The sequence below is a fragment of the Brooklawnia cerclae genome (genome assembly GCF_011758645.1).
GTDB classification, from domain to species: Bacteria; Actinomycetota; Actinomycetes; order Propionibacteriales; family Propionibacteriaceae; genus Brooklawnia; species Brooklawnia cerclae.
In genome coordinates this window covers 556,452-579,782 of record NZ_JAAMOZ010000001.1, presented here as the reverse complement: position 1 = coordinate 579,782, position 23,331 = coordinate 556,452, and the positions used below count along the sequence as shown (strand labels likewise).

Here is a 23,331-nt window from a genome sequence, read left to right as displayed (position 1 = left end):
CGACATGGAGCCTAACCCAGGCGGGCCGACAGTCCTTCGTCCAGTGCCGCGAGGAACTCCTCGGTGGTGAGCCAGCCCTGATCGGGGCCCACCAGCAACGCGAGGTCCTTGGTCATCCGGCCCGATTCGACGGTCCTGATGCAGACGTCCTCGAGGGTCTCGGCGAAGCCGACCACCTCGGGGGTCTGGTCGAGTCGGCCACGGTGCTTGAGTCCGCCGGTCCAGGCGAAGATGGACGCGATCGGGTTCGTGGACGTGGCCTTGCCCTGCTGGTACTGGCGGTAGTGGCGGGTGACGGTGCCATGAGCCGCCTCGGCCTCGACGGTCCGGCCGTCCGGCGTCATGAGGATCGAGGTCATCAGCCCGAGCGAGCCGAACCCCTGGGCGACGGTGTCGGACTGCACGTCGCCGTCGTAGTTCTTGCAGGCCCACACGTAGCCGCCCTCCCACTTGAGAGCGGACGCCACCATGTCGTCGATCAGCCGGTGCTCGTAGGTGATCCCGGCGGCCTCGAAGTCGGCCTTGAACTCCTGCTCGTAGACGGCCGCGAAGATGTCCTTGAAGGCGCCGTCGTAGGCCTTGAGGATGGTGTTCTTCGTCGACAGGTACACCGGGTAGCCGCGCTGCAGCCCGTAGCTCAGGGACGCGCGCGCGAAGTCACGGATCGAGTCGAGGAAGTTGTACATGCCGAGCGCGACGCCGCCCCCCTCGGGCACCTTCACGACCTCGAACTCCATCGGCTCCGATCCGTCCTCCGGAGTGAAGGTGAGCGTGACCGTGCCCGCGCCGGGAACCTTGAAGTCCGTGGCCCGGTACTGGTCACCGAACGCGTGTCGGCCGACGACGATGGGCTTCTTCCAACCGGGGACGAGCCGCGGGACGTTGCTGATGACGATGGGCTCACGGAAGATCACGCCGCCGAGGATGTTGCGGATCGTCCCGTTGGGCGAACGCCACATCTTCTTGAGACCGAACTCGGCGACGCGGGCCTCGTCCGGCGTGATGGTGGCGCACTTGACGCCGACGCCGTATTCCTTGATCGCGTTGGCCGCGTCGACGGTCACCTGGTCATCGGTCGCATCGCGGTTCTCGATGCCGAGGTCGTAGTACTCGAGATCGACATCCAGGTACGGCAGGATGAGCCGCTGCTTGATGAACGCCCAGATCACCCGGGTCATCTCGTCGCCGTCGAGTTCGACGACCTTGCCAGCCACCTTGATCATGCGGACCAATCTAGCGGCACGGCTCGATCACCTGTGCGTTTCTCGATCCCGGTAGTCTCGTCGGGTGCACCAGTTGATCCTCACGTTCAGTTGTGACGACACCGCCGGCATCGTCCACGCCGTCACCGGGGCCATCGTCGCGTGTCAGGGCAACATCCTCGAGTTGCAGCAGTTCAGTTCGACCGACACCGGGCGGTTCTTCATGCGGGTCGAGATCGACGTCCCCACCGCCCCGGAGGAGTTCCGGGCGGCGATCGCGCAGGTCGCGACCCGGTTCGCCGCCACGTGGGCCGTCGTCCCGGCAGGTGTTCCCACCCGCACACTGGTTCTCGTCAGCAAGGCGGCCGGCCCGCTCAACGACCTGCTCTTCCACGTCCGCGCCGGCGACCTGCCCATCGAGATCCCCCTCATCCTGTCCAATCACGAGCAGCTCGGCCGCCTGGCGCACTACCACGGCATTCCCTTCGAGCACCACGCGGTGCTGCCCGACTCGAAACCGGCGTTCGAGAACCGGATCCGCCAGGCCGTCGACGAACTCGGCATCGATCTGGTGGTGCTCGCGCGCTACATGCAGATCCTGTCGCCCGAACTGTGCACCGACCTCGCCGGGCGGGTCATCAACATCCACCACAGCTTCCTGCCGGGCTTCAAGGGCGCCAACCCCTATCGCCAGGCCCACGAGCGCGGCGTGAAGCTGATCGGGGCCACCGCCCACTTCGTCACCTCCAACCTGGACGAGGGCCCGATCATCGAGCAGAACGTCCATCGCGTCGACCACTCCGCGACCGTCGCCGAGCTGACCAGCATCGGCCAGGGGCTGGAGTCCGACACGCTGACCAGCGCGGTGCGCCTGTTCGCCGAGAAGCGGATCTTCCTCGACGGGATACGCACGGTCATCTTCCACTAGGGGCGCTCGCTCTTGGCGGGCTCGCTCGCTTCGACAAGCTCAACGAGCGCGGACGACCCCTGAGCCCGTCGAAGGGCCCCCGAGCCTGTCGTTTTCGACGGGGCTCGCTCGTTCAACGAGCGCGGACGACCCCTGAGCCTGTCGAAGGGCCCCTGAGCCTGTCGAAGGGATGCCCCGGGGGACCACGACCGAGCACTCGGGACTACTCTGCTGTCAGGATCACATCCCGATGTTGAGAAGAGGAATCCTCGTGAGCGAGACCCCAGTAAAGGTGGCCGTGACCGGTGCCGCCGGCCAGATCTGTTACAGCCTGCTCTTCCGGATCGCCAGCGGATCGCTGCTGGGTGATCGTCCGGTCGAGTTGCGCCTGCTCGAAATCACCCCGGCCCTCAAGGCCCTTGAGGGCGTTGTCATGGAACTCGAGGACGGTGCCTTCCCGAACCTGACCAACGTGGTCGTCGGCGACGACCCGCTGAAGGTGTTCGAGGGCGCAAACCTGGCGATGCTCGTCGGCGCAATGCCGCGCAAGGCGGGCATGGAGCGTGGCGACCTGCTCGGCGCCAACGGCAAGATCTTCACCGCCCAGGGCAAGGCCCTCAACGAGGTCGCGGCGGACGACATCAAGGTGCTCGTCACCGGCAACCCGGCCAACACCAACGCCTTGATCGCGATGAACAACGCCCCCGACATCCCGAACGAGCGCTTCACCGCCCTCACCCGGCTCGACCACAACCGCGCCAAGGCCCAGCTCGCCAAGAAGCTCGGCGTCGGCGTCGGTGCGGTCACCCACATGACGATCTGGGGCAACCACTCGTCCACGCAGTACCCGGACGTCTTCCACGCCCTGGTGAACGGCTCGGCCCCGCAGGTGGACGAGGAGTGGATCGAGAACGACTTCATCCCGACGGTCGCCAAGCGCGGCGCGGCGATCATCAACGCGCGTGGCGCGAGTTCGGCGGCCTCGGCCGCGAACGCCACGGTGGAGTGCATGCACGACTGGGTGCTCGGCACCCCCGAGGGCGACTGGGTGTCGATGTCGGTTCCCAGCGATGGCTCCTACGGTGTGCCCGAGGGCCTGATCAGCTCGTTCCCGGTCACCACGAAGGATGGTGCCTACGAGATCGTCCAGGGCCTGGAGCTCAACGACTTCAGCCAGGCGAAGCTCGACGCCACGATCGCCGAGATGGCCGACGAGAAGCAGGCCGTCACCGAACTCGGGCTCATCTGACCCGAACCCTCGTTCAGCCGACGCGTCGTGCCCGGGATCTCACACGTAGGTCCCGGGCACGACCATGCCCAGCACCATCATGCCGACGCCGGCGCCGAGCATGAGAGCCACATCGAACGCGCGGTGACGCACCGCGAGGATTCCCGCGATCCGGCTGGGAAGCACCAGCCGTAGCAGCGCGGCGAACACCAACGATCCGCCCATCATCACCGAACCCCGACGCCAGTGCCGCAGGATCACCAGGACGATCCCGGCCGCGAAGAAGACCAGGACGAGCAGCAACGGCCAGGGGTTGAGGCTGCCGCGCGGATCGGGTTGCGGGGCCGCGGTCGACATGAGCTATGCCGCGGTCTGCTCGGCGGCGTCCACGACATTGGACAGCAGCATGGCGCGGGTCATCGGCCCCACCCCGCCGGGGTTCGGGGTGACCCAGGCCGCCTTGTCCCACACGTCGGGTGCCAGGTCACCGGTGGTCTTGCCGTCGACGCGGCTCACACCGACGTCGACGAGCACCGCACCGGGCTTGATCATGGCCGCGTCGACCATGTGCGGCACGCCCGCGGCAGCCACCACGATGTCGGCGCGGCGCGTGTGCTCCACCAGGTCGCGGGTGCCCGTGTGGCACAGCGTCACCGTCGAGTTCTCGCTGCGCCGGGTGAGGATCAGGCCGAGCGGTCGTCCCACCGTGATGCCCCGCCCGATGACGCACACCTCGGCCCCCGCCAGGGGGATCTCGTTGCGCCGCAGCAGTTCGACGATGCCCCTGGGTGTGCACGGCAGCGGGCCGGGCTCCCCCAGCACCAGACGGCCCAGGTTCACCGGATGCAGGCCGTCGGCGTCCTTGACGGGATCGATGAGCTCCAGCGCCGCGTACTCGTCCAACTGCTTCGGCAGCGGCAGCTGGACGATGTAGCCGGTGCACGCCGGGTCGGCGTTGAGTCGTTCGATCTCCTCGCGCAGTTGCTCGGCCGACGCGTCGGCGGGCAGCTCCACCTGGATGGACGCGATGCCGACCGCCTCGCAGTCGCGGTGCTTCATGCGGACGTAGTTGTGGCTGGCCGGATCGTCGCCGACGAGCACGGTGCCGAGCCCTGGTACGGCACCGCGAGCGCGCAGCGCCGCCACCCGTGCGGTGAGCTCGGCCTTGATCGTGGACGCCAACTGCTTGCCGTCGAGTCTTTGCGCAGTCATCTCGGAGGCCTCCGGTCAGTGGAAGAAGTGGCGGATGCCCGTGAAGTACATCGTCACGCCCGCATCCTGAGCCGCCTTGATCGTCTGGTCGTCACGCACCGAGCCACCGGGCTGGACGATCGCGCGCACCCCGGCGTCCAGCAGGATCCGGGGGCCGTCGTCGAACGGGAAGAACGCGTCGGACGCGGCCACCGACCCCGCCGCGCGATCACCGGCCCGCTCCACCGCGAGGCGGCAGGAGTCGACGCGGTTGACCTGCCCCATGCCGACGCCGACCGAGGCGCCGTCGTGGGCGAGCAGGATCGCGTTCGACTTGACCGACCGCACGGCCCGCCACGCGAACGCCAGGTCGGTGAGGGTGTCCTGGTCGGCGGGTTGGCCGGCCACCAGCGTCCAGTTCGCCGGGTCGTCGCCTGGGGCGTCGATACGATCGGGCTGCTGCACCAGCGCGCCGCCCGAGATCAGCGTGAGCTGGTGGGGGCGGTGGGTGTAGGCGGGCGCGCGGAGGATGCGGATGTTCTTCTTGCCCTCCAGCACCTCCAGCGCCCCGTCCTCGTACTCGGGGGCGATGATGACCTCGGTGAACACCTTGGCGACCTGTTCGGCCATCTCCAGGCTCACCGGACGATTGGTCGCGATCACTCCGCCGTAGGCCGACACGGGGTCGCATTCGTGAGCCTTGCGATGGGCCTCGGCGATGTCTGCGCCCACGGCGATCCCGCACGGGTTCGCGTGCTTGATGATCGCCACGGCCGGCGCCTCGAAATCGTAGGCGGAGCGGAAGGCCGCGTCACCGTCGGTGTAGTTGTTGTAGCTCATCTGCTTGCCGTGCAGTTGCTCGGCCTGCGTGATCCCGGCCGGTGCCGCGGGCTGCGCGTACAGCGCCGCCGCCTGGTGGGAGTTCTCGCCGTAGCGCAGCGTCCCCTGCTTGTCCCACGAGCCGCCGACCCACTCGGGGAAGCCGTCGTCGGCCGGGACGAGGGTCTCGCCCATCCAGGTGGCCACCGCGACGTCGTAGGCGGCGGTGTGCCGGAATGCCCGTGCGGCCAGCTCCTGGCGCTGCCGCAGGTCGGTCCCGCCGGCGGACAGCGCGTCACGCACCAGGTCGTACTGTGCGGGCGAGGTGATGACCGCGACGCTGGGATGGTTCTTCGCCGCCGCACGCACCATGGAGGGACCGCCGATGTCGATCTGCTCGATGCACTCGTCGGGCGTGGCACCCGAGGCGACGGTCTCGGTGAACGGGTACAGGTTCACCACGACCAGGTCGAACGGCTCGATACCCAGTTCCACGAGTTGGTCACGATGCGAGGCCAGGCGCCGATCGGCCAGGATGCCCGCGTGGACGCGCGGGTGCAGCGTCTTCACCCGGCCGTCCAGGCATTCGGGGAAACCTGTGAGCTGTTCGACCGGTGTGACGCCGATTCCCGCATCCGAGAGCCTGCGCGCCGTCGACCCGGTGGAGACGATCTCCACGCCGGCGCCGGCGAGCGCCTGTCCCAGCTCGATCAGCCCGGTCTTGTCATAGACCGAAACCAGGGCTCGTTTGATCGGTTGCAGCTCAGCCATCGCTCTCCTCGGTTGCATGTGCCAGCTCGTTGATGACGCGGACGAGCAGTTCACGCTCGACCACCTTGATCCGCTCGTGCAGCGTCTCTTCCGTGTCGCCCGCCGCAACATCGACCGCACGCTGCGCGAGGATCCTACCTGTGTCGACGCCCTCGTCGATCATGAAGATCGTCGTCCCCGTGACCTTGACCCCGGCGGCCAGCGCGTCCCGGACGCCGTGCATGCCCGGGAAGCTCGGGAGCAGCGCGGGATGGCTGTTGATGCATCGTCCACCGAACCGGGCGAGGAACCGCGGCCCCACCAGACGCATGAAGCCCGCGCTCACCACAAGGTCGGGGTCGTGCGCGGCGACGGCATCGGTGAGACGAGCGTCCCACTGGTCCCTGTCGGGGCCCATGGGCTCGACGAACGTCGGTAGCCCGGTATCCCGGGCCCTCGTCAGCCCGAACGCGTCGGGACGATCGGCTCCCACCGCGACCAGGTGCGCACCCAGGCGACCGTCCCGCTCGGCATCGAGCAGAGCCTGCAGAAGGGTCCCGGATCCCGACACGAGCACGACGACACGGCAAGCCACGGGTGCAGCCTACCCGGAGCCGCCGGCCGGAGGCCTCTTGTCCGCGACGACCCTTGTGGATTGCTCCTCCTCGCCGGCTCCCCCGGGTTGTACCCGCTGGCGGGTGACCAGGATCCGGCCCGTGACGGCCTCGCTCATCGCGGCGGTGTCGAGTGCCTGACGATCGGGCCGACGCGCCACACGCCAGGCGATCAGCCATCCGGTGACCATGCCCGCGACCCCCATCGAGGACGGCGCCATGATCACCAGAGCGCCCATCCGGGCGCCGAGATCGACGAGTCGCACAGAGCCGAGGTCGCCCGACGCCGGCACCTGGAGCAGGACGAACACCAGCCCGGTCACGATTCCGCTCAGCGCACCACTGATCGCCCCGACGTCGGCGCCCAGCAACCGGCCGCGCGAGGCTGCGTCCCTCACCTGCGATGTGACGACCACGAACGCAGCCACCGCGCCTGCGACCACACCCGACAGCAGGCAGAGCATGCCCAGCCGCGGCGCCGGCCCGGCCGGGGGCACCGCACCCAGGACGGGGATGGCCGGCAGCATGCCCACGTAGCTCTGGGCGGGTGAGATGACGGTGTCGAGACCGAGTTGGACGCCGGCTCCCAGCGCCCACGATCCGCACCACAGAATGTAGTTCGGCAGCCACGCCAGCTGGACGAGGATGAGCATCACTCCGCCGATCACCCCGGCCGACAATGAGTCGTGGATGGTCTCGATGCGGGTGCGACCCGACACGAGCGAGACGGCCAACACCAGGGCACCCGCGACGATCATCACGCACAGGCCGGCCACCAAGGCCGGCACGATGGCCCGCGTCCAGGCCCAGCGCTCGGCCAGACGACTGAACGGGTCCCAGTGCAGCGACCTCGCGCAGCCCCCGATGCCCAGGAACAGGACGATGACCACGACCGGTGCCAACGTGGTCGACGGGGCCGATGCCCCCACCCAGGCCCGCACTCCCAGCAGAGCGATCACATAGGCGAGGGCGAACAGGCACCCCATCCGCACCGCACGTCGCGGCCTTTCGTCCGGCTCGGAAGGGGCGTGCCCGTGCAGGACGGCGAACCGGCATCCACCCAGACCCGTGACGATAGCGATGAGGGTCAGCCCGAGCGGTGGGATCGACAGCCAGGCTCCCGGGAGCGAGATCGGGATCCCGTGTGCGAGAAGCCAGCCCTGTGCGGCCATGCGGAAGACCTCTCCGCCGCCGAGCTCGGGAACCACGATCCAGCCGAGCAGGCACAGGCCGACCATCAGGAGCCAACCGACCATCGCCGTGATGAGCGCCGCCGCGATCGTCACCAGCGGCCAGGGGGCCTGCCACGTGGGCCGCTCCGGGCTCGCGGCCGCCAACTCCCGGACACGCACGCTGGGCTCGGACCTGCCACGACGCCATGGGCGCCGCCCGCCCAGCACGGCCATCGGTCTCCTCCGCTCATCGGTTGCAACCCCGACCCTAACCGAATGAGCACCAGGCGTCGCGGACGACCGGCTCGTGTCTCAGGCGCTCACAGCGGACTCGTCGAGCCGGAACTCGTCGGGCACGTCGACCTCGTGCATGGCGATGCTCTGCTCCAGTTGGCGAGCGACTCCTTCGGCGTCGCGGGTTCGCAGAGCATCGACATAAGCTCGGTGCTCCTGCACCATGCGGACCCCCGCCTCACGATCGCGAAGATACTTGCGTCCGTAGATCAGTTTGTAGACAGCGAGCTTGTCCCACGCGGCGCGGATCGCCTCGACCACCACCGGCATCCCCGCAGCCTCATACCACGTGAAATGGAATTCACGGTTGCACAGATAGATCTCCTTCGGGCTGGGAGATGCGTCGAGAGTTGCGGCCTCCAGCTCGCCGAGCTTGTCCTCGACGGCGGCCACACCCTCATCGGTGATGCGTTCACAAGCCGTCCTGGCCACGATCGGCTCCAGGGCCTGGCGGATGATGTACCCCTCGCGTATCCGCTCCGGATCCAGCGAGACGACCCGGTAACCGCTGTAGGGGGTCGCATCCACCAGGCCACTGACCTGCAGGTTGATCAGCGCCTCGCGCACGGGCATCCGGCTGACGCCGAACTGATCGGCCAGGTCCTGCGTGCGGAGCTTGTCGCCCATGCGGATAGTGCCGTCCATGATGGCGTCCATCAGTGCATCACTGATCTGATCCGCCATCGTCTGGCGCTTCACCTTAGCCACAGCCACCTCTTCAGTATGACCGATCCACCCCGCTGTGGGTCAGGCGAACGCGCCGACCGCGCCACCCGCCAGGCGGAGGATCTCGGCGTATCCCTCACCCGACCAGGCGGAGCGTCCCACGAACAGGCCCGACACCCCGGGGATCCCCAGCAGCCGAGCGGCGTTCCCGGGGTTCACCGATCCCCCGTACAACGTTGCTTCCACCCGATCGCCGTAGCGGCCCTGCAACGCGTCGAAGACCTTCTCGAGATCGCCCGGCATGGGCTCGCGCCCCTTTTCGCCGATGGCCCAGATGGGTTCGTAGGCGAGCAGGATCGTCGACGTGTCGTCGACTCCGCGCAGGGCGGCATCCACCTGGGCGCAGACGTGCTCGACCGATCCGCCCGCCTCGAAGACGCTACGATCCTCCCCCACACACACCAGGGGCCTCAGGTCGTGGGCCAGTATGGCCTTGACCTTCAGGTTGACCGTCTCGTCGGTCTCGTTGAAGTACTCGCGGCGCTCGGAATGACCGATCTCCACGATCTGCGCTCCGGCGTCGGCCACCTGGGGAACCGACAGTTCACCGGTCCAGGCGCCCTTGTCCTCCCAATGCGCGTTCTGGGCACCGACCAGAACGCCCGCAGGACCCAGCGCTGCCCGCACGGCCGATATGAGGGTCGCGGGCGGGATCACGAACGGCTGCAACCCCTCCCAGGCTGACCGGTCAGCCGCGAGCAGGGCCGCGCAGTACTCGCGGGCCGATGCTGCGTCGCCGTTCATCTTCCAGCTGGTTCCAACCCAATACATGAAGTCGATTCCCTTCGTCGTTGGCAGTGCTCGACATGTCCTTGGCGCTAAAGACCCTCGCCGAACCTGACCGCTCACGCTCGAGCGTCGGCCAGGTCCTCACCGTGGGGGGTCGGGGCGACATCGTCCAGCAGGAACAGGATCGCCGCGAGACCGACCACGGCCCATGCACCGATGTATACCAGCATGGCGTTGTAGCCGCTCGACGACACCAGGTACCCGGCCACCACCGGCGACAGAGCTCCGAACAAGTTGGTGAAGAACCCGTAGGTGCTGTTGGCCAATGCCGATACCTCCTTGCGCGACACCTCCGCGGGCAGCACCCATGCGCAGTTGGCCATCGACGCAGAGAAGTACGCAACCGAGATGACTGTCAGGCCCGCCGTCTGGCTGTGCGCGAGCGGCATGAGGAACACGACGCTCGTCCCGATCAGGCCGATGCTGATCGGCCACTTGCGTGCGACCTTGGCCGGGATTCCGCGCTTGATGAGGTGATCGCTGAGCCACCCCCCGAAGACGATGCCGGCCAGAGCGAAGATGTAGGGGATCGTGCCTTTCATTCCGCTCGACAGACCGCCGGTGACGTCGATGCCCATGCTGTCCCTCATGTACTTCGGCAGCCAGGTCATGAAGAAGAAGAACGCCGTCGAGGTCGCGCCGGTGATCACGTACAGTGACAGCAGGCGGCGATCAGTCAACACGTAGCGCAGGTCTTCGCGTGTGATACGCCGACGCGCCTGTTCGGGCTCCCTGTCGGCGTCGATGAGAGCGCGTTCAGCACTGTTCACGCGCGGGGTCGACCCAGGCGAGTTGTGAACGAATCTGAACCACAGCAGCGCGATGACGAGCCCGAACGCTCCCGCCGCGAAGAACCCCGCGCGCCATCCCCACTGGTGGGCGATGAGCCCGATGATGGGTATCCCGAAGGCGGTCCCGGCTGTGGCGCCGAACTGATAGGTGGACACGGCCTTCCCTCGTTCGGATCGAGGGAACCACCGACGTACCAGGGTCGCGTTCATGGGAAAAGTCGGGGCCTCGAAGACGCCCAGCCCCAGCCGGCAGCCGAGAAGCGGCCAGAAGCCCGCCGTCGTACCGCTGAGCAGCGTCGCCAGCGAGAAACCGACCAAGCCGATTCCGCCGATCAGACGCTCGCCGAACCGCTGCATAAGAGCCCCGAAGACGAGGATGACAGCCACGATCCCCCAGACGAAAGCGGATGACAGCCAGCCGTACTGGACGTCGGTCATCCCGAACTCGTCCTGGAGCGTCGGGCCGACCACAGCGAGTGTGGCCCTGTCCAGGTAATTGGTGAAGGTGGCCAAGAAAAGTAGTGCGAGAATCCCTACTCGATATCGGGTCGGCCCGGCAGAGGTTCGGACCGTGGAGGACATGCTGGTTGTGGAAGACATGGGTCATCTCCATCGCTAGGAAGAACGGTTACCCTGCGCGACGATGCGCATGGGAGCCGAGGGACGCGATGATCGCGCCGGTGTGTGAGTGTGCTGACCGGGGTCTAGCCCCTGCCCGCCATGTGGGTCAGGAATGCGATCTGTGCCGTCTCTTCGACGAGTTCGGCCAGGTGCTCCGCGTTGTCCGGGCTCTGAGCCATGGCGACGATGCCGTGGTCACGCAGGATGAACGCGTCGACGTGCGGCTCGGCGAGCAGACATCGTTCCACGATCGGCCAGTCCGAGGGCCGGACCATCGGAGACTGCACGTCGAGCACCGGGATGCTCCCGGGGATCTTGAGACGGGAGTGCCAAGTCACGAGCGGCAACTGCGAAACTGCGTGCGCCATGGCGATCGCATACGGCGCATGCACGTGGACGACGGCCGACACGTCCGGCCTGCACTGATAGATGTGGCCGTGCATGTAGGTCTCGCGAGTCGGCTTCCCCTTCCCTTCCCTGACCGTGCCGTCGAGATCGGTGGTCAAGAAGGATTCCGGTCGGCAGTCGCCGAAGGAACCACCGCTGGCTGTCACCAGCATCGACCGGCCATCGGGTAGACGGGCGCTCACGTTGCCTCCATTGCCCGTCTGGATGCCGCGTGTATAGGCGCGCCCGGACGCAACCGCCAACTGCTCGCGAAGTTCGTCGACGTCGGTCACAACGATCCCACCTCCTGCCGTGTCGAGGGACGGGCACCGGCATGGTCGAACGCCTCGATCATGCGATCGGCGACCAGGGCACCGAACTCCTCGGTGTTGAGATTCATGGCGACCCTTTCGACCTCCACGCCATCGCCCGCGTGCTCGACGATGGCCTGGACGAGGGCCTCGTCCACCGGCGGATCATGCATCGGCTCTCCGGGGTCCGTGTCGGCTCGCAGCCCCGCTGTCGGAACCACGAGGCGAACCGGCACCCTCGCCCCACGCAGCCGCTCACCCACGACCCCACCGACCATCGCCGCCTCGTCAACCGTCAGCTTGATGTGGGCAAGCGTCCCGTTGTGCAGGACGTATTTGCGCCCCGCCAGGCCCGGTTCGAACTCGTTGACCATGTAGTCCACGAAATCGAGGCCTCCCGGCGTCACCACCAAAGGGATGCCTCGTTCAATCGCGGCGGACAGCCGGTTGCGCACACCGAACGAGTAGCCGCCCTGAAAACACTCGTTGACGATCTCGTGCAGGTTCATGTCGAGCACCGCGTCGACGAGCCCGGTCCGCACGAACTCTTCGAGGACGCCGCCGCCTGCGCCTGTCGCGTGGAACCCGACAGCCTCGAAACCGTGCCGTTCCAACTGGTGTATCGCCCCGGCGGCTCCGGCATTGGTCACGCCCATCAGGGTCAGGCCGACGACGGGGCGGTCGGGGCGCTGGAGTTCCGTCCTGTTCGACATCAGGCCTATGAGACAGTCGCAGGCAGTGTTGAGGGTCGATCTGGTGGCGAAGTTGAGCCCGGCCATGTCTGCCAGGGCCGGCACCACGACCACGTCGCGATCACCCACGACCGACATGAACGAGCGCCTGCCTGTGGCGACCGTGGTGGCCATCACCTTGGGGAACCCGATGGGCAGGGCTTTCATCGCGGCGGTGGCCAGTGTCGTGTTCTGCAGCCCGCCGGCACTGATCACGCCGTCGATCTGCCCGCGCTCCTGCAACAGCACGACGAAGTCGCGGGTCGCCCTGGCCATGAAGTCGATCTTCGCCCCTCTACCGGCTCCGGCGAGTTCTCGCCACTCGTTCTCCAGAGGCCGCCGGATGTCCTGCGCCGAATACCCGTTCGCGTCGTCGAATGCCTCGGTCACAACCGTCGACACGTCGACGAGGACGACTGCTATCCCTGCGTTCTCCAAACGGGACCGCATGTACCGCATCTCGTCCCGTTTGGTGTCCCAGCTACCGAGTACCGCTGCTGTCGACCGCATCGCTGGCTCCGCCGATGATCGGATTTTCGGCCACACGATCGGGCAGCGTCGCGTCGTGCGCGAGCAGCAGATGGCTCGGCGACTTCGCCCGTTCCTTCTGGAGCTCCACGCTCCGCCAGCACTCGACGATGTTGTAGAACCGCCCGGGCGGGGTCACGTCGTAATGGAGTTCCGGGATCGGGTCAAGGTTGCGCAGTGAGAACATCGAGTCTCCCGCACAGATGTAGCTGTCCCCGTCCGCGCAGTCGATCTCGACCGAGATGTGGCCCGGTGAGTGCCCGAACGTCTCGAACGCACGGATCCCGGGGACGATCTCCGTCTCCCCCTCGATCGGCTCCAGTTCGACACCCTTGAAAGGCGCCTCCAGCCCCAGGACCGGATCTTCGTACGACTTGTAGTAGAGGGGAATCGGATGCAGGGCGAAGTCGAGTTCCCGGCGATGACAGATCACACGTGAGTTCGCGAACTTCTGGGCGTAGTAGGTGTGATCCCAGTGGAGGTGGGTGAAGATCACGGTCCCGATGTCCTCACACGAGTACCCGCACGCCTTCAGTTGGCTTTCGATGTCCTGACCGGCGTCCTGCCATGAACCAGGATGGTGCACCCCCGAGGCCCTCTCGGTCCACGCCATGCCCGTGTCCACCAGGACGGGCTGGTCGCCGCCCTCGACGAGGAAGGTGAAACAGGGGAGCGGGATCTTCTCGTTGGGGACGTCCTTCAGATACGGACCCGCCGAGAAGTGGAAATGGTACTGAAGCGGCACAGTCGGGATATACCCCGTGTTCAGCGGCCGGATCGTGAGCGTTGACGCAGCCATGCGTCTCCTCCTTGGTTGGTGACCTGCGGCTTTGCAGATTGGATATTGGCTACAACATCCAACATCCAGTGTATGGTGAGGTTTCGGTGATGTCAACGACTGCGTCACCCACAGCATCCAGGAGGCGATCCCCGTGACGATGACGCCGACGAGAGCGCTCGAAAAGCGCCACTTCCGCTACTCACTGAGCATCGGATGGTTCTGTACGGACGTACCGGTGCCCGCAAGGTTCGACCGAGCCAGACAACTCGGCTTCCGAGCGGTCGAGATGTTCTGGCCCGGCGAGCCCGCCGAAGAGCTCCGGCGAGCCCAACGACGATCGGGAGTCGATGTCGCCCTGGTCAACATGTTCGAAGGCGACTACGCAGCAGGCGACCGGGGCTTCGCCTGCGACCCGGCGCGCCGAGAGACCTGGCGTGAGGCCTTGGACAGGGCGCTCGACCTGGCGACGGACTTGTCGTGCCGGCGCGTCAATGTGCTCACAGGGGACGTCCCCCGCGGACGGACGCGCGCGGAGGCTCAGGACTGCGTCCTGGAGAATCTTGACTGGGCCGCGCCCAGGGCAACCGATCGCGGGGTGACTCTGCTCATCGAGCCGCTGAACCACCTCACCCACCCGCACTACCTGTGCCAGCGGACGAGCGATGTGCTGGCCATCCTGGACGAACTCGACCGCGCGGGCGTCGCCCTGCAGTACGACCTCTTCCACGCACAGTGTTCTGAGGGGAACCTCATCGGCACGCTGAGACAGTCCCTGCCACGCATCGGGCACGTCCAACTGGCCGATGTGCCGACGCGGTCAGCACCCGGCACCGGCGAGATCAACTTCGGCAATGTGCTAGGCGAGTTGGCAGAACTCGGATACGAAGGATTCGTCGGCCTGGAATACGATCCCAGCCAGGTCGAGGACCCATTCGCCTGGCTCCCGTTCCCCGAGCGATCGAGGATTCCCCGGCTGTCCGGGTCCCTCAGCCCTTCAACAGCTCCCGCATGAGATCGGCGGTACCGCTCGGTGTGCGTCCCACGGTGACACCGACCGCCTCGAAGGCACGTTTCTTCGCCTCGGCGGTGCCGGAAGAGCCCGAGACGATCGCGCCGGCGTGGCCCATCGTCCGTCCTTCGGGCGCGGTGAAACCGGCCACGTAAGCGACCACGGGCTTGGTCACATGCTCCGCGATGAAGGCCGCGGCGCGCTCCTCGGCGTCTCCGCCGATCTCCCCGATCAGCACGATCGCCTCGGTCGCGGGATCGTCCTGGAACGCCTGGAGCGCGTCGATGTGGGTCGTGCCCACGATCGGGTCGCCGCCGATGCCGATGGCCGTCGAGAAGCCGAGGTCGCGCAGTTCGTACATCATCTGGTACGTGAGCGTCCCCGACTTGCTGACCAGCCCGATCGGCCCGGGCCCGGTGATGGACGCGGGGATGATGCCCGCGTTCGACTCCCCCGGCGAGATGATCCCCGGGCAGTTCGGGCCGATCAGCCGCACGCCCGCGTCCAGTGCCTGGTTGACGAAGCGCGCCGAGTCGGCCACCGGGATGCCCTCGGTGATGCAGACCACCATGTCGAGCGCGGCGCTCACCGCCTCGGTCACGGCGGCTCCCGCGAACGGCGGGGGCACGAAGACGACCGAGGTGTCCGCGCCCGTCGCGGCGCTCGCCTCGGCCACCGTGTCGAACACCGGCAATTCGACGCCCTCGAACGCCACCGACTGACCACCCTTGCCGGGGGTCACGCCCGCCACCACCGCTGTTCCCGAGTCGAGCATTCTCTGCGTGTGCTTGCGTCCCTCCGACCCGGTCATTCCCTGGACGACGATGCGCGACTGCTTACCCAGCCAGATGGACATCTCAGGCCTCCTCGTCGGTCTCGGCCGCCGCGAGCGCGGCGAGGCGCGCCCCTGCGTCCATGGTCTCGGCCAGCCGGATCATCGGATGCCCGTACTCGGCCAGGATCGCCCGGCCCTGTTCCACGGCGTTGCCGTCCAGTCGGACGATGATCGGGAGCGTGGCCTGGTCACCCAGCATGTCGAGTGCCTGCCGGATGCCGTTCGCGACCTCGTCGCAGGCCGTGATGCCACCGAAGACGTTGACGAACACCGATGTCACCTGTGGGTCGGAACAGATGATCGACAGTCCGTCGGCCATCACCTGCGCGGACGCGCCGCCACCGATGTCGAGGAAGTTCGCGGGTCTCGGCGTCCCCGGCAGGTCGGCCCCGGCGTAGGCCACCACGTCGAGCGTGCTCATCACGAGACCGGCACCGTTGCCGATGATGCCCACCGAGCCGTCGAGCTTCACGTAGTTGAGGCCCCGGGCGGCCGCCGCGAGTTCGAGGGGGTCGGTCGCCCCGACGTCTCGCAGTGCCTCGTGGTCGGGGTGACGGAAGCCGGCGTTGTCGTCCAGGCTCACTTTGCCGTCGGCGGCGAGGAATCGGCCGTCAGCGGTCTTGACGAGCGGATTCACCTCGACGAGAGTCGCATCCTCGGCGACGAACACCTCACCGAGCCGGACGAGTACCTCGGCGATATCCGCCTGGTCGGCCTCCCGGAACCCGGCCGCCGCCACGACCTCGGCAGCCTTGGCGGCGTCCAACCCGGCCCGGGGATCCACAGGTATCCTTGCCAGCGCCTCAGGATGTTCGGTGGCGAGCGTCTCGATGTCCATTCCCCCCTGGACGCTGCACATCGCGAGCCAGCGCCGCTCGGCGCGATCGACGAGCAGCGAGAAGTAGTACTCCTCGGCGATGTCGATGCCCTCGGCCACCATCACGGCCCGCACGGTGTGCCCCTTGATGTCCATGCCCAGGATCGCCTCTGCGGCCTCCTTCGCGGCTTGTGGTGATCGGACCACCTTGACGCCGCCCGCCTTACCGCGCCCCCCGGTCTTGACCTGGGCCTTGACGACGGTGACGGGCGTGCCGAGTTGTTGTGAGGCCTCGGCTGCCTCGTCCGGTGTGCGGGCGACGATGCCCCGCGGAACAGGAACGGCATGCTTGTCGAACACGTCACGCGCCTGATATTCGAAGAGGTCCACGGCGACCCTCCCATGGGTGTGTCGGACGAATGACGACCACACTAATGGGAAGATCGGGCGCGGCGCGGCCCAACGAGCGCGCCGGTGTTACAAACTTCTACAGTTTCTCTATCGGCGCATACTTCACGGCCAGGCGCTTCACTCCGTTGGACCCGAAGTCGACGTCGGCTCGCAGGCCGTCGCCCGCGCCGGAGGTGGCGATCACCTTGCCGAGCCCGAAAGCGGTGTGATTGACGCGGTCGCCGGGCTTCAGCGCCGGCACCTGTTTGACCACAGGCCCGCGCCCCTGGCCGAAGACCGTGCCGGACGCGAAGGCGGCTCTCGTCGACGACTCCCGTTCGGCGGACGAGGAGTGCCAGGTGGTGGCCGACGGGGCCAGCCGGCGCCAGTCGATGAGTTCGGGCGGGATCTCGTCGAGGAACCGGCTCGCCGGGTTGTACTGCGGTGAACCCCACGCGGAGCGGACGCCGGCACGCGTCAGATAGAGGCGTTTACGCGCCCGGGTGATGCCCACGTAAGCCAGGCGGCGCTCCTCCTGCAGCTCCGAGGGGTCCGTCATGGCGCGCATGTGCGGGAAGACGCCGTCCTCCATGCCGGTGAGGAAGACCGTGTCGAACTCGAGCCCCTTCGCGGTGTGCAGCGTCATCAGCGTGACGACGCCGGCGTCGTCGGTGGCGTCGGGGATCTGGTCGGAGTCGGCGACGAGCGCGATCCGCTCGAGGAACGCTCCCAGGGACGCGTCCGGTTCGATCATGCCCAGGGCGAGTTCGGAGGCCAGCTCGTACTCGTCCGAGTCGTCCGCCAGGTCCTGAGTGGTCGCCTGCCCGACGAACTCCTGCGACACCTTGACCAGTTCGAGCAGGTTCTCCACACGGGTCTCGTCCTGCGGATCCGTGGAGCCGCGCAGTTCGTCCAGCATGCCCGAGCGCTGGAGCACGGCGGTGAGGATCTCGCTGGCGGGCAGGTCGGCGGTCACCATCGCCCGGAAGTCGCGCATCATGTCGGCGAACCCACGTATCTGGTTGAGCGACCGCGTCGCGATGCCCGGCGCCTGCGACGCGCGGTCGATCGCCTCGCTGAACGCGATCCCCTCGGACGCCGCCAGCATGCCCAGGGCCGCCTCGGCCCGATCGCCGATGCCACGCTTGGGCACGTTGAGGATGCGCCGCACGGACACGTCGTCCGCGGGGTTCGCGATCGCCCTCAGGTAGGCGACGGCGTCGCGGATCTCACGCCGCTCGTAGAACCGGACTCCGCCGACCACCCGGTAGGGCAGCCCCACCCGGATGAACACCTCCTCGAACGCACGCGACTGGGCGTTGGTGCGATAGAACACCGCCACGTCGGAGTATTTGTGAACGCCCTTGTCGAACAGGTCGTCGATCTCTGAGGCGACGAACCGTGCCTCGTCGTGCTCGGTGTCGGCGACGTAACCGACGATCTTGTCGCCGTCGCCCTGATCGGTCCACAACCGCTTGCCGGGACGATTCGTGTTGTGCCCGATGACGGCGTTGGCTGCCGACAGGACGGTCTGCGTGGAGCGGTAGTTCTGTTCGAGCAGGATCGTCCGCGCCCCCGGGAAGTCCTTCTCGAAGTCGAGGATGTTGCGGATCGTCGCGCCACGGAACGCGTAGATCGACTGATCGGAGTCGCCCACCACCATCAGCTCGCCCGGCGCGATGCGAGGGGTCCCGGACGCGGGGTCCTCGTCCGGGCCGAGGTCGCCGCACAGTTCCTTGATGAGCAGGTACTGGGCATGGTTGGTGTCCTGGTACTCGTCCACGAGCACCTGGCGGAACCTGCGCCGGTAGGCCTCGCGCACCTCGGGATGCTGCTGGAACAGCTGCACCGTGGTCATGATCAGATCATCGAAGTCGAGCGCGTTGGCGGCCCGCAGCCGCTTGTCGTATTCCGCATAGGCTTCGGCGAACACTTCCTCGGCGCCGTTTGCCGTCGTGCCAGCCTGCTCGGCGGTGACGAGTTCGTTCTTGCAGTTGCTGACCCAGTTCATGATGGTCCGCACCGGAAACTTCTTCGGGTCCAGTGACAGATCACGGGTCACCAGCGTCATGAGACGCTTCGAGTCGGTGTCGTCGTAGATGGAGAAGTTCTTCTTGTAGCCCATCGCGTCGATCTCGGCACGCAGGATGCGCACGCAGGCCGAGTGGAACGTCGACACCCACATGACACGAGCCCGGTTGCCCACCAGGTCGACGACGCGTCCGCGCATCTCGGCGGCGGCCTTGTTCGTGAACGTGATGGCCAGGATCGATCCCGGGTGCACCCGGCGCTGCCCCACCAGATAGGCGATACGCCGCGTGAGGACGCGGGTCTTGCCGGAGCCCGCACCGGCGACCACGAGCACCGGGCTCCCGGCGTGCACGACAGCCTCGCGCTGCGGCTCGTTGAGGTCTGCCAGCAGATCGGCAGGATCGGTGTGACGACGGGGTGCGGACGACTCGAGGGCCGGGAAGAGATCGGGATGCTCGGACATGGCCGTTCCACGATACGCGGTCATGCGCGGAAAGCTTCTACCGGACACCCTCGGCGGCTAGCGTCATGACCATGATGTTCATCTCATGGATCATTCTGGGTTTCATCGCGGGGTCGATCGCCAAGGCGGTCGTCGGAGGCGGTGGCGGCTGGCCGATCACCATCCTGCTGGGGGTACTCGGTGCCGTCGTCGGTGGCTGGATCTCGGGTGCGCTGCTCGGCGTCTCTCTCCGGGGCTTCTGGAACCCCGTCACCTGGGTCATCGCGATCCTCGGGGGCTTCCTGGTCACCTTCCTCTACAACAAGCTGACCAAGCGCAGCTGAGTCACACGAGCTTGCGGTCCGTCGCCCACTTGGTGAGCTGGTAGCGGTTCGACAGCTGCAGCTTGCGCAGGACGCTGGACACGTGGGTCTCGACCGTCTTGATGGAGATGAACAGCTCGCGGGCGATCTCCTTGTAGGAGTAGCCGCGAGCGATCAACTTGAGCACTTCACGCTCACGCTGGCTGAGACGGTCGAGATCCTCGTCGATGGACGCGACGTCGATCGATCCCGAGAAGGCGTCCAGGACGAAGCCCGCGAGCCGCGGCGAGAAGACCGCGTCGTTGGTGGCCACCCGTCCGATCGCCTCGATCAGTTCCGGGGTCGCGATGGACTTGGTGACATATCCGCGTGCACCGGCGCGGATGACGCCGATCACGTCCTCGGCGGCGTCGCTGACCGACAGGGCGAGGAACTTGATCTCGGGATGACGCGCATGCACCTGCTTGACGACCTCGGCTCCCCCACCACCGGGCAGGTGCACATCCAGCAGCACCACATCGGGCAGGGTGGCGACGATGGCCTTCACGGAGCTGTCCACGTCCTCACCCTCACCGACGACCTCGACCTGGTCGGCGTATCGCCCGAGCTCGTGGCGGACGCCGGCGCGGAAGATGCCGTGATCGTCCACGAGGACGATCCGCCAGGGCCCCGGGGTGGTCACTGTCCCGGCGTCGTTGCTCATGCCTTCATCTCCAATCGGATCTCGGTGCCCTCTCCGGGCGCCGACCGCACTCGCGCGGTGCCCCCATGGCGCTCCATGCGACCGATGATCGACCCGCGTACGCCCATCCTGTCATCCGCGATGGCGTCGAGGTCGAAGCCGCGGCCACGATCCCGGACGAAGACCTGGACTACGTGCTTGTCGCCGTCGGCCTCCTCCACCTCCGCATAGACGTCGATCGCGTCGGCCTGCGAGTGCTTGGCGGCGTTCATCATCGCCTCGCGCGCGGCTTTCACCATCGCCCGGAGGTCATCGGTCAGATCGATGTCTCCGACGCAGACCACCTCGACGGGGACGCCCCGCTCGTCCTCCACCTCTCCCCCGGCCTGGACGAGTGCCGCCTTGAGTGTGACGGGGCCGGTCACGTCCGCATACAGCCACGTTCGCAGTTCCCGCTCCTGGCGGCGTGCGAGACTCGCGACCTGCTTGGGGTCGTCGGCCTGCCGCTGGATGAGCGCGAGAGTCTGCAGCACCGAGTCGTGCAGATGCGCGGCCATGTCGGCACGTGTGTCGGCGATGAGTTTCTCCTCGCGGGCGCGGTCGAGCTTGCGGCGGTAGCGCAGCATCCAGGGGGCGGCGACGACGACGCTGCCCGCCACGGTCAACGCGACCACCCAGGCGACGATGGGCAACTGCTCCACGCCGATGCGGGACGCGGCCACCATCGACATGCCTGTTCCCAGCAGGCCCATGCCGAGCACGATCCGCAACATCGCCGCGAGCCGGTGACTGCCGATGAAGGGGGCCAGCCATTCGGGCACGTTCTTCGCCGCTGCCCCTTCGGCGTCGTCGGACTCGTCGGCCTGAAGCCAGAACAGGGCGACGCCGATACCCGCGAGCAGAGCCGGCCAGAAGAACGCGTTGGTCACTCCCAGGCCCATGGTCTGAGCCAGCATGATGACCCCGAAGCCCACCATGACCACTGCGGTGACGCGACCGGCGTTCGAGGCCGGGCGCTCCTGCTTGGGCTGGGAAGGCCTCATGTCGTCGTGACTGGCGGCCCGCAGGCCAGGGGGCTCCTCCTGGGTGGGCTCGGCCGCCATCAGCAGCCACAGCGCACCGTAGATCACGATCGACAGGTAGCTCGTCAGCGTGAGCGCGACGAAGCAGAGCCGGACGAGCCAGATCGGCCAGCCGAGGTGACGCGCCATGCCGCTGGCCACACCGCCCAGCCACGCCTCGTCGCGATCCCGGTAGAGCGGGGGCCGTGGCTGTGGAGGCATGGGGGGCCGCGGTGGCGCGGCCTGCCGGGGCGGGACGTGGGCACCGGTGGGACGCCCCGGCCTGGTGTAAGCACCGGTGGTCTGCCGAGGCGGCGCCTGCCTGCCCCGGGTTCCGCGTGGGGCGACCGGCGGATAGTACGCGGGTAGACGTGCCGGGGCCGTGGGCACGGGGGGATGCGGCCACTGCCCGCCTGGCTGTGGTGTGCTCGTCATCGCTGCTCCGGTCGTCTTCTCACGCGCGTCTCCCCTTCAAGACTCACACGTCGGGCGGCGAAACTCCACCCGTCGGAGGCGATTTTGGGGAGGTTTCAGGGTGCTACCCCATACTCTGAGACGGTTCTCGCGTCCAGACTGGATGCATGCCAGCAAACCAGTGGCCCCTGCGACCTGGGACCAAGGTACCCCGCCCGGGATGGGAGGAGTCCATGCTGGCATTGGAACGCGATCCCGGCAAAGGAAAGATCTCCGGGTTCTGCGCTGCCCTGGCCGACTACTACGGGGTCGATCCACTCCTTGTCCGGACGCTGTTCGTCGTCGCCGCACTGTCGTCCGGTATCGGCGTCGTGCTGTACCTGGCGGGCTGGGCGCTCACCCCCGCCTCGACGACCGGGAGGGCTCCGGTCGACAGGCTCGGCCCTCGGTGGCGCAATCTGTCGCCACGGACCTTGGTGTGGTGGGCGATCGGCTTGACCGCCGTCACCGCGATCGTTCTCGGCTCCTTCGGCGGTCTGGGATGGACCCCTTTGATCATCGTGGCCCTGACGATCCTGACCGGCCAGCGAACCCACCACCGTGCTCGTCCGACGGTCTACCGCTTCCCCACACCCCAAGCCGCCGCCGCTGCGCGGCAACGCGCGATCGAACGCGGCTCGCAGGCCCGGCGAAAGCCTCGTCCGACCGACGGACGCCGCTCGACCGGCCCTCTGACGCTGCTCGTCATACTGCTGGCGCTGGCCGCCGGGGGCGGATGCGCGACCCTGTGGCCCGGCGACCCCACGCTGGTGGTGTCGGCCGCCCTCGCCACCGTCGGTCTGGGCCTGGTCGTGCTGGCATGGCGGGGTCGTGCGGTCGGGCTGATCGTCTTCGGTGTCGTCTGCTCCCTCGCGCTCGCACTGACCGCCGCCGTCGGGCCGACCCCTCTTCGCACTCAGCAGCACATCGAGACCCTGTCGTCCGGCGAGCAGACCGTCGTGTCGTCGGAGTACTCGCTGCTCGACGCGGGCGACGTCCGCGTCGAGCAGGACACCGAGTGGGAACTGACGGTCGACTCGTCGTCCGTCGTGCTCCAGTTGCCCGCAGACGAGAACATCCAGGTGGAGACCGACTACTCCAACACCGTGATCGTCATGGACGATCAGGCCTACGCGGGCAACGGCCGTACCGCCTGGGGACGTCACCCCGACCCCGACGGGCCGACGCTGATCGTCCACATCACCACCTGGGACTCCGTGGTGGTGGTGAGGACGCCATGAAACCCCGCCGCCGTCCCAACGTCGCGGCCACCCTGTGGGGCCTGCTGTTCATCGCCATCGCCGCACTCGGTATCTGCCACGCCACCGGTGTCGAACTGACCACGACCACGCTCAGCATCATCGTGCCCCTGGCCCTGATCGGGCTCGGGGCGGTAGGGCTCGCGCTCGGGCGCCGGCCCTGAATCATCCCACCCGCAAGGAGGAA

The 23,331-nt window shown here is 67.4% G+C and carries 23 protein-coding genes; 6 read left to right on the top strand and 17 right to left on the bottom strand.

All coding sequences use genetic code 11. The annotated features are described in order from the left end of the window. Window positions 1-11 precede the first annotated feature (11 nt). Complete coding sequence (locus FB473_RS02855) at window positions 12-1,223, bottom strand: NADP-dependent isocitrate dehydrogenase (RefSeq protein WP_167164655.1); 1,212 nt, start codon at window positions 1,221-1,223, stop codon at window positions 12-14. 64 nt (window positions 1,224-1,287) lie between these two features. Here FB473_RS02855 and FB473_RS02850 point away from each other — a divergent pair, with 64 nt between their 5' ends. Together FB473_RS02850 and FB473_RS02845 are read left to right on the top strand one after the other, a co-directional pair. Continuing rightward, window positions 1,288-2,130, top strand: a complete 843-nt coding sequence (locus FB473_RS02850) for a formyltetrahydrofolate deformylase (RefSeq protein WP_167164653.1) — start codon at window positions 1,288-1,290, stop codon at window positions 2,128-2,130. A gap of 250 nt (window positions 2,131-2,380) precedes the next feature. Continuing rightward, window positions 2,381-3,358, top strand: coding sequence for a malate dehydrogenase (locus FB473_RS02845; protein ID WP_167164651.1), 978 nt, complete (start codon window positions 2,381-2,383; stop codon window positions 3,356-3,358). Between the two features lie 39 nt (window positions 3,359-3,397). Here FB473_RS02845 and FB473_RS02840 read toward each other — a convergent pair whose 3' ends face one another. From FB473_RS02840 to FB473_RS02790, 11 genes are all read right to left on the bottom strand, one after another. Beyond that, window positions 3,398-3,694 carry a DUF3017 domain-containing protein gene (locus FB473_RS02840; protein ID WP_167164650.1) on the bottom strand — a complete coding sequence of 99 codons (297 nt, stop codon included), beginning with the start codon at window positions 3,692-3,694 and terminating at the stop codon, window positions 3,398-3,400. Between the two features lie 3 nt (window positions 3,695-3,697). Further along, window positions 3,698-4,549 carry a bifunctional methylenetetrahydrofolate dehydrogenase/methenyltetrahydrofolate cyclohydrolase gene (locus FB473_RS02835; RefSeq protein ID WP_167164648.1) on the bottom strand — a complete coding sequence of 284 codons (852 nt, stop codon included), beginning with the start codon at window positions 4,547-4,549 and terminating at the stop codon, window positions 3,698-3,700. Between the two features lie 15 nt (window positions 4,550-4,564). Further along, window positions 4,565-6,118, bottom strand: a complete 1,554-nt coding sequence (gene purH / locus FB473_RS02830; protein WP_167164646.1) for a bifunctional phosphoribosylaminoimidazolecarboxamide formyltransferase/IMP cyclohydrolase — start codon at window positions 6,116-6,118, stop codon at window positions 4,565-4,567. Next, the gene (gene purN, locus FB473_RS02825; RefSeq protein ID WP_167164644.1) at window positions 6,111-6,692 is read right to left on the bottom strand and encodes a phosphoribosylglycinamide formyltransferase; all 582 of its coding nucleotides are present in this window, start codon (window positions 6,690-6,692) and stop codon (window positions 6,111-6,113) included. The genes purH and purN overlap by 8 nt, the downstream gene beginning before the upstream one ends. A 9-nt stretch (window positions 6,693-6,701) precedes the next feature. After that, complete coding sequence (locus FB473_RS02820) at window positions 6,702-8,117, bottom strand: cell division protein PerM (protein WP_167164642.1); 1,416 nt, start codon at window positions 8,115-8,117, stop codon at window positions 6,702-6,704. Between the two features lie 78 nt (window positions 8,118-8,195). Next, window positions 8,196-8,891 carry an FCD domain-containing protein gene (locus FB473_RS02815; RefSeq protein WP_167164640.1) on the bottom strand — a complete coding sequence of 232 codons (696 nt, stop codon included), beginning with the start codon at window positions 8,889-8,891 and terminating at the stop codon, window positions 8,196-8,198. A gap of 33 nt (window positions 8,892-8,924) precedes the next feature. After that, complete coding sequence (locus FB473_RS02810) at window positions 8,925-9,674, bottom strand: triose-phosphate isomerase (RefSeq protein WP_167164638.1); 750 nt, start codon at window positions 9,672-9,674, stop codon at window positions 8,925-8,927. Window positions 9,675-9,748: 74 nt separating this feature from the next. Further along, window positions 9,749-10,996: an MFS transporter gene (locus FB473_RS02805; RefSeq protein WP_167164636.1), complete on the bottom strand. Its 1,248-nt coding sequence runs from the start codon at window positions 10,994-10,996 to the stop codon at window positions 9,749-9,751. Between the two features lie 191 nt (window positions 10,997-11,187). After that, window positions 11,188-11,784 carry a class II aldolase/adducin family protein gene (locus FB473_RS02800; RefSeq protein ID WP_208390409.1) on the bottom strand — a complete coding sequence of 199 codons (597 nt, stop codon included), beginning with the start codon at window positions 11,782-11,784 and terminating at the stop codon, window positions 11,188-11,190. Next, entirely contained in the window at window positions 11,781-13,043 is a 1,263-nt protein-coding gene (locus FB473_RS02795; protein ID WP_167164634.1) for a Tm-1-like ATP-binding domain-containing protein, read from the bottom strand. Before FB473_RS02795 ends, FB473_RS02800 begins: the two co-directional genes overlap by 4 nt. Further along, entirely contained in the window at window positions 13,015-13,860 is an 846-nt protein-coding gene (locus FB473_RS02790; RefSeq protein ID WP_167164632.1) for an N-acyl homoserine lactonase family protein, read from the bottom strand. Before FB473_RS02790 ends, FB473_RS02795 begins: the two co-directional genes overlap by 29 nt. A gap of 139 nt (window positions 13,861-13,999) precedes the next feature. Here FB473_RS02790 and FB473_RS02785 point away from each other — a divergent pair, with 139 nt between their 5' ends. Then, window positions 14,000-14,854 (top strand): hydroxypyruvate isomerase family protein, encoded by an 855-nt coding sequence (locus FB473_RS02785; RefSeq protein ID WP_243863691.1) that lies wholly within the window; start codon window positions 14,000-14,002, stop codon window positions 14,852-14,854. Here FB473_RS02785 and sucD read toward each other — a convergent pair. The 3 genes from sucD to pcrA all read right to left on the bottom strand — a co-directional run bounded on the left by sucD (window position 14,829) and on the right by pcrA (window position 19,387). After that, entirely contained in the window at window positions 14,829-15,707 is an 879-nt protein-coding gene (gene sucD, locus FB473_RS02780; RefSeq protein ID WP_167164628.1) for a succinate--CoA ligase subunit alpha, read from the bottom strand. The genes FB473_RS02785 and sucD overlap by 26 nt on opposite strands. A gap of 1 nt (window position 15,708) precedes the next feature. Then, the gene (gene sucC, locus FB473_RS02775) at window positions 15,709-16,893 is read right to left on the bottom strand and encodes an ADP-forming succinate--CoA ligase subunit beta (protein ID WP_167164626.1); all 1,185 of its coding nucleotides are present in this window, start codon (window positions 16,891-16,893) and stop codon (window positions 15,709-15,711) included. A 97-nt stretch (window positions 16,894-16,990) separates the two neighbouring features. Next, window positions 16,991-19,387: a DNA helicase PcrA gene (gene pcrA / locus FB473_RS02770; RefSeq protein WP_167168921.1), complete on the bottom strand. Its 2,397-nt coding sequence runs from the start codon at window positions 19,385-19,387 to the stop codon at window positions 16,991-16,993. Window positions 19,388-19,458: 71 nt separating this feature from the next. Between pcrA and FB473_RS02765 the strand changes: the two genes are divergently transcribed. Further along, a complete protein-coding gene (locus FB473_RS02765; protein WP_167164624.1) occupies window positions 19,459-19,710 on the top strand; it encodes a GlsB/YeaQ/YmgE family stress response membrane protein in 252 nt (83 codons plus the stop codon). Between the two features lies 1 nt (window position 19,711). Here the strand turns inward: FB473_RS02765 and FB473_RS02760 are convergent, their stop codons facing one another. Then, window positions 19,712-20,392 (bottom strand): LuxR C-terminal-related transcriptional regulator, encoded by a 681-nt coding sequence (locus FB473_RS02760; RefSeq protein ID WP_167164622.1) that lies wholly within the window; start codon window positions 20,390-20,392, stop codon window positions 19,712-19,714. Beyond that, on the bottom strand, window positions 20,389-21,654 hold the full coding sequence (locus tag FB473_RS02755) for an ATP-binding protein (RefSeq protein WP_167164620.1): 1,266 nt from the start codon (window positions 21,652-21,654) through the stop codon (window positions 20,389-20,391). Before FB473_RS02755 ends, FB473_RS02760 begins: the two co-directional genes overlap by 4 nt. 425 nt (window positions 21,655-22,079) lie before the next feature. Here FB473_RS02755 and FB473_RS02750 point away from each other — a divergent pair, with 425 nt between their 5' ends. Continuing rightward, a complete protein-coding gene (locus tag FB473_RS02750) occupies window positions 22,080-23,126 on the top strand; it encodes a PspC domain-containing protein (RefSeq protein WP_167164618.1) in 1,047 nt (348 codons plus the stop codon). Beyond that, entirely contained in the window at window positions 23,123-23,308 is a 186-nt protein-coding gene (locus FB473_RS02745; RefSeq protein WP_167164616.1) for a hypothetical protein, read from the top strand. Before FB473_RS02750 ends, FB473_RS02745 begins: the two co-directional genes overlap by 4 nt. Window positions 23,309-23,331: the final 23 nt, after the last annotated feature.

Coding starts and splice junctions, on each gene's coding strand:
- FB473_RS02855 (WP_167164655.1), bottom strand. CDS start 1,223: ATGATCAAGGTGGCTGGCAAGGTCGTCGAACTCGACGGCGACGAGATG.
- FB473_RS02840 (WP_167164650.1), bottom strand. CDS start 3,694: ATGTCGACCGCGGCCCCGCAACCCGATCCGCGCGGCAGCCTCAACCCC.
- FB473_RS02835 (WP_167164648.1), bottom strand. CDS start 4,549: ATGACTGCGCAAAGACTCGACGGCAAGCAGTTGGCGTCCACGATCAAG.
- purH (WP_167164646.1), bottom strand. CDS start 6,118: ATGGCTGAGCTGCAACCGATCAAACGAGCCCTGGTTTCGGTCTATGAC.
- FB473_RS02820 (WP_167164642.1), bottom strand. CDS start 8,117: ATGGCCGTGCTGGGCGGGCGGCGCCCATGGCGTCGTGGCAGGTCCGAG.
- FB473_RS02810 (WP_167164638.1), bottom strand. CDS start 9,674: ATGTATTGGGTTGGAACCAGCTGGAAGATGAACGGCGACGCAGCATCG.
- FB473_RS02795 (WP_167164634.1), bottom strand. CDS start 13,043: ATGCGGTCGACAGCAGCGGTACTCGGTAGCTGGGACACCAAACGGGAC.
- FB473_RS02790 (WP_167164632.1), bottom strand. CDS start 13,860: ATGGCTGCGTCAACGCTCACGATCCGGCCGCTGAACACGGGGTATATC.
- FB473_RS02785 (WP_243863691.1), top strand. CDS start 14,000: ATGACGCCGACGAGAGCGCTCGAAAAGCGCCACTTCCGCTACTCACTG.
- sucD (WP_167164628.1), bottom strand. CDS start 15,707: ATGTCCATCTGGCTGGGTAAGCAGTCGCGCATCGTCGTCCAGGGAATG.
- pcrA (WP_167168921.1), bottom strand. CDS start 19,387: ATGTCCGAGCATCCCGATCTCTTCCCGGCCCTCGAGTCGTCCGCACCC.
- FB473_RS02765 (WP_167164624.1), top strand. CDS start 19,459: ATGATGTTCATCTCATGGATCATTCTGGGTTTCATCGCGGGGTCGATC.
- FB473_RS02760 (WP_167164622.1), bottom strand. CDS start 20,392: ATGAGCAACGACGCCGGGACAGTGACCACCCCGGGGCCCTGGCGGATC.
- FB473_RS02755 (WP_167164620.1), bottom strand. CDS start 21,654: ATGCCTCCACAGCCACGGCCCCCGCTCTACCGGGATCGCGACGAGGCG.
- FB473_RS02750 (WP_167164618.1), top strand. CDS start 22,080: ATGCTGGCATTGGAACGCGATCCCGGCAAAGGAAAGATCTCCGGGTTC.
- FB473_RS02745 (WP_167164616.1), top strand. CDS start 23,123: ATGAAACCCCGCCGCCGTCCCAACGTCGCGGCCACCCTGTGGGGCCTG.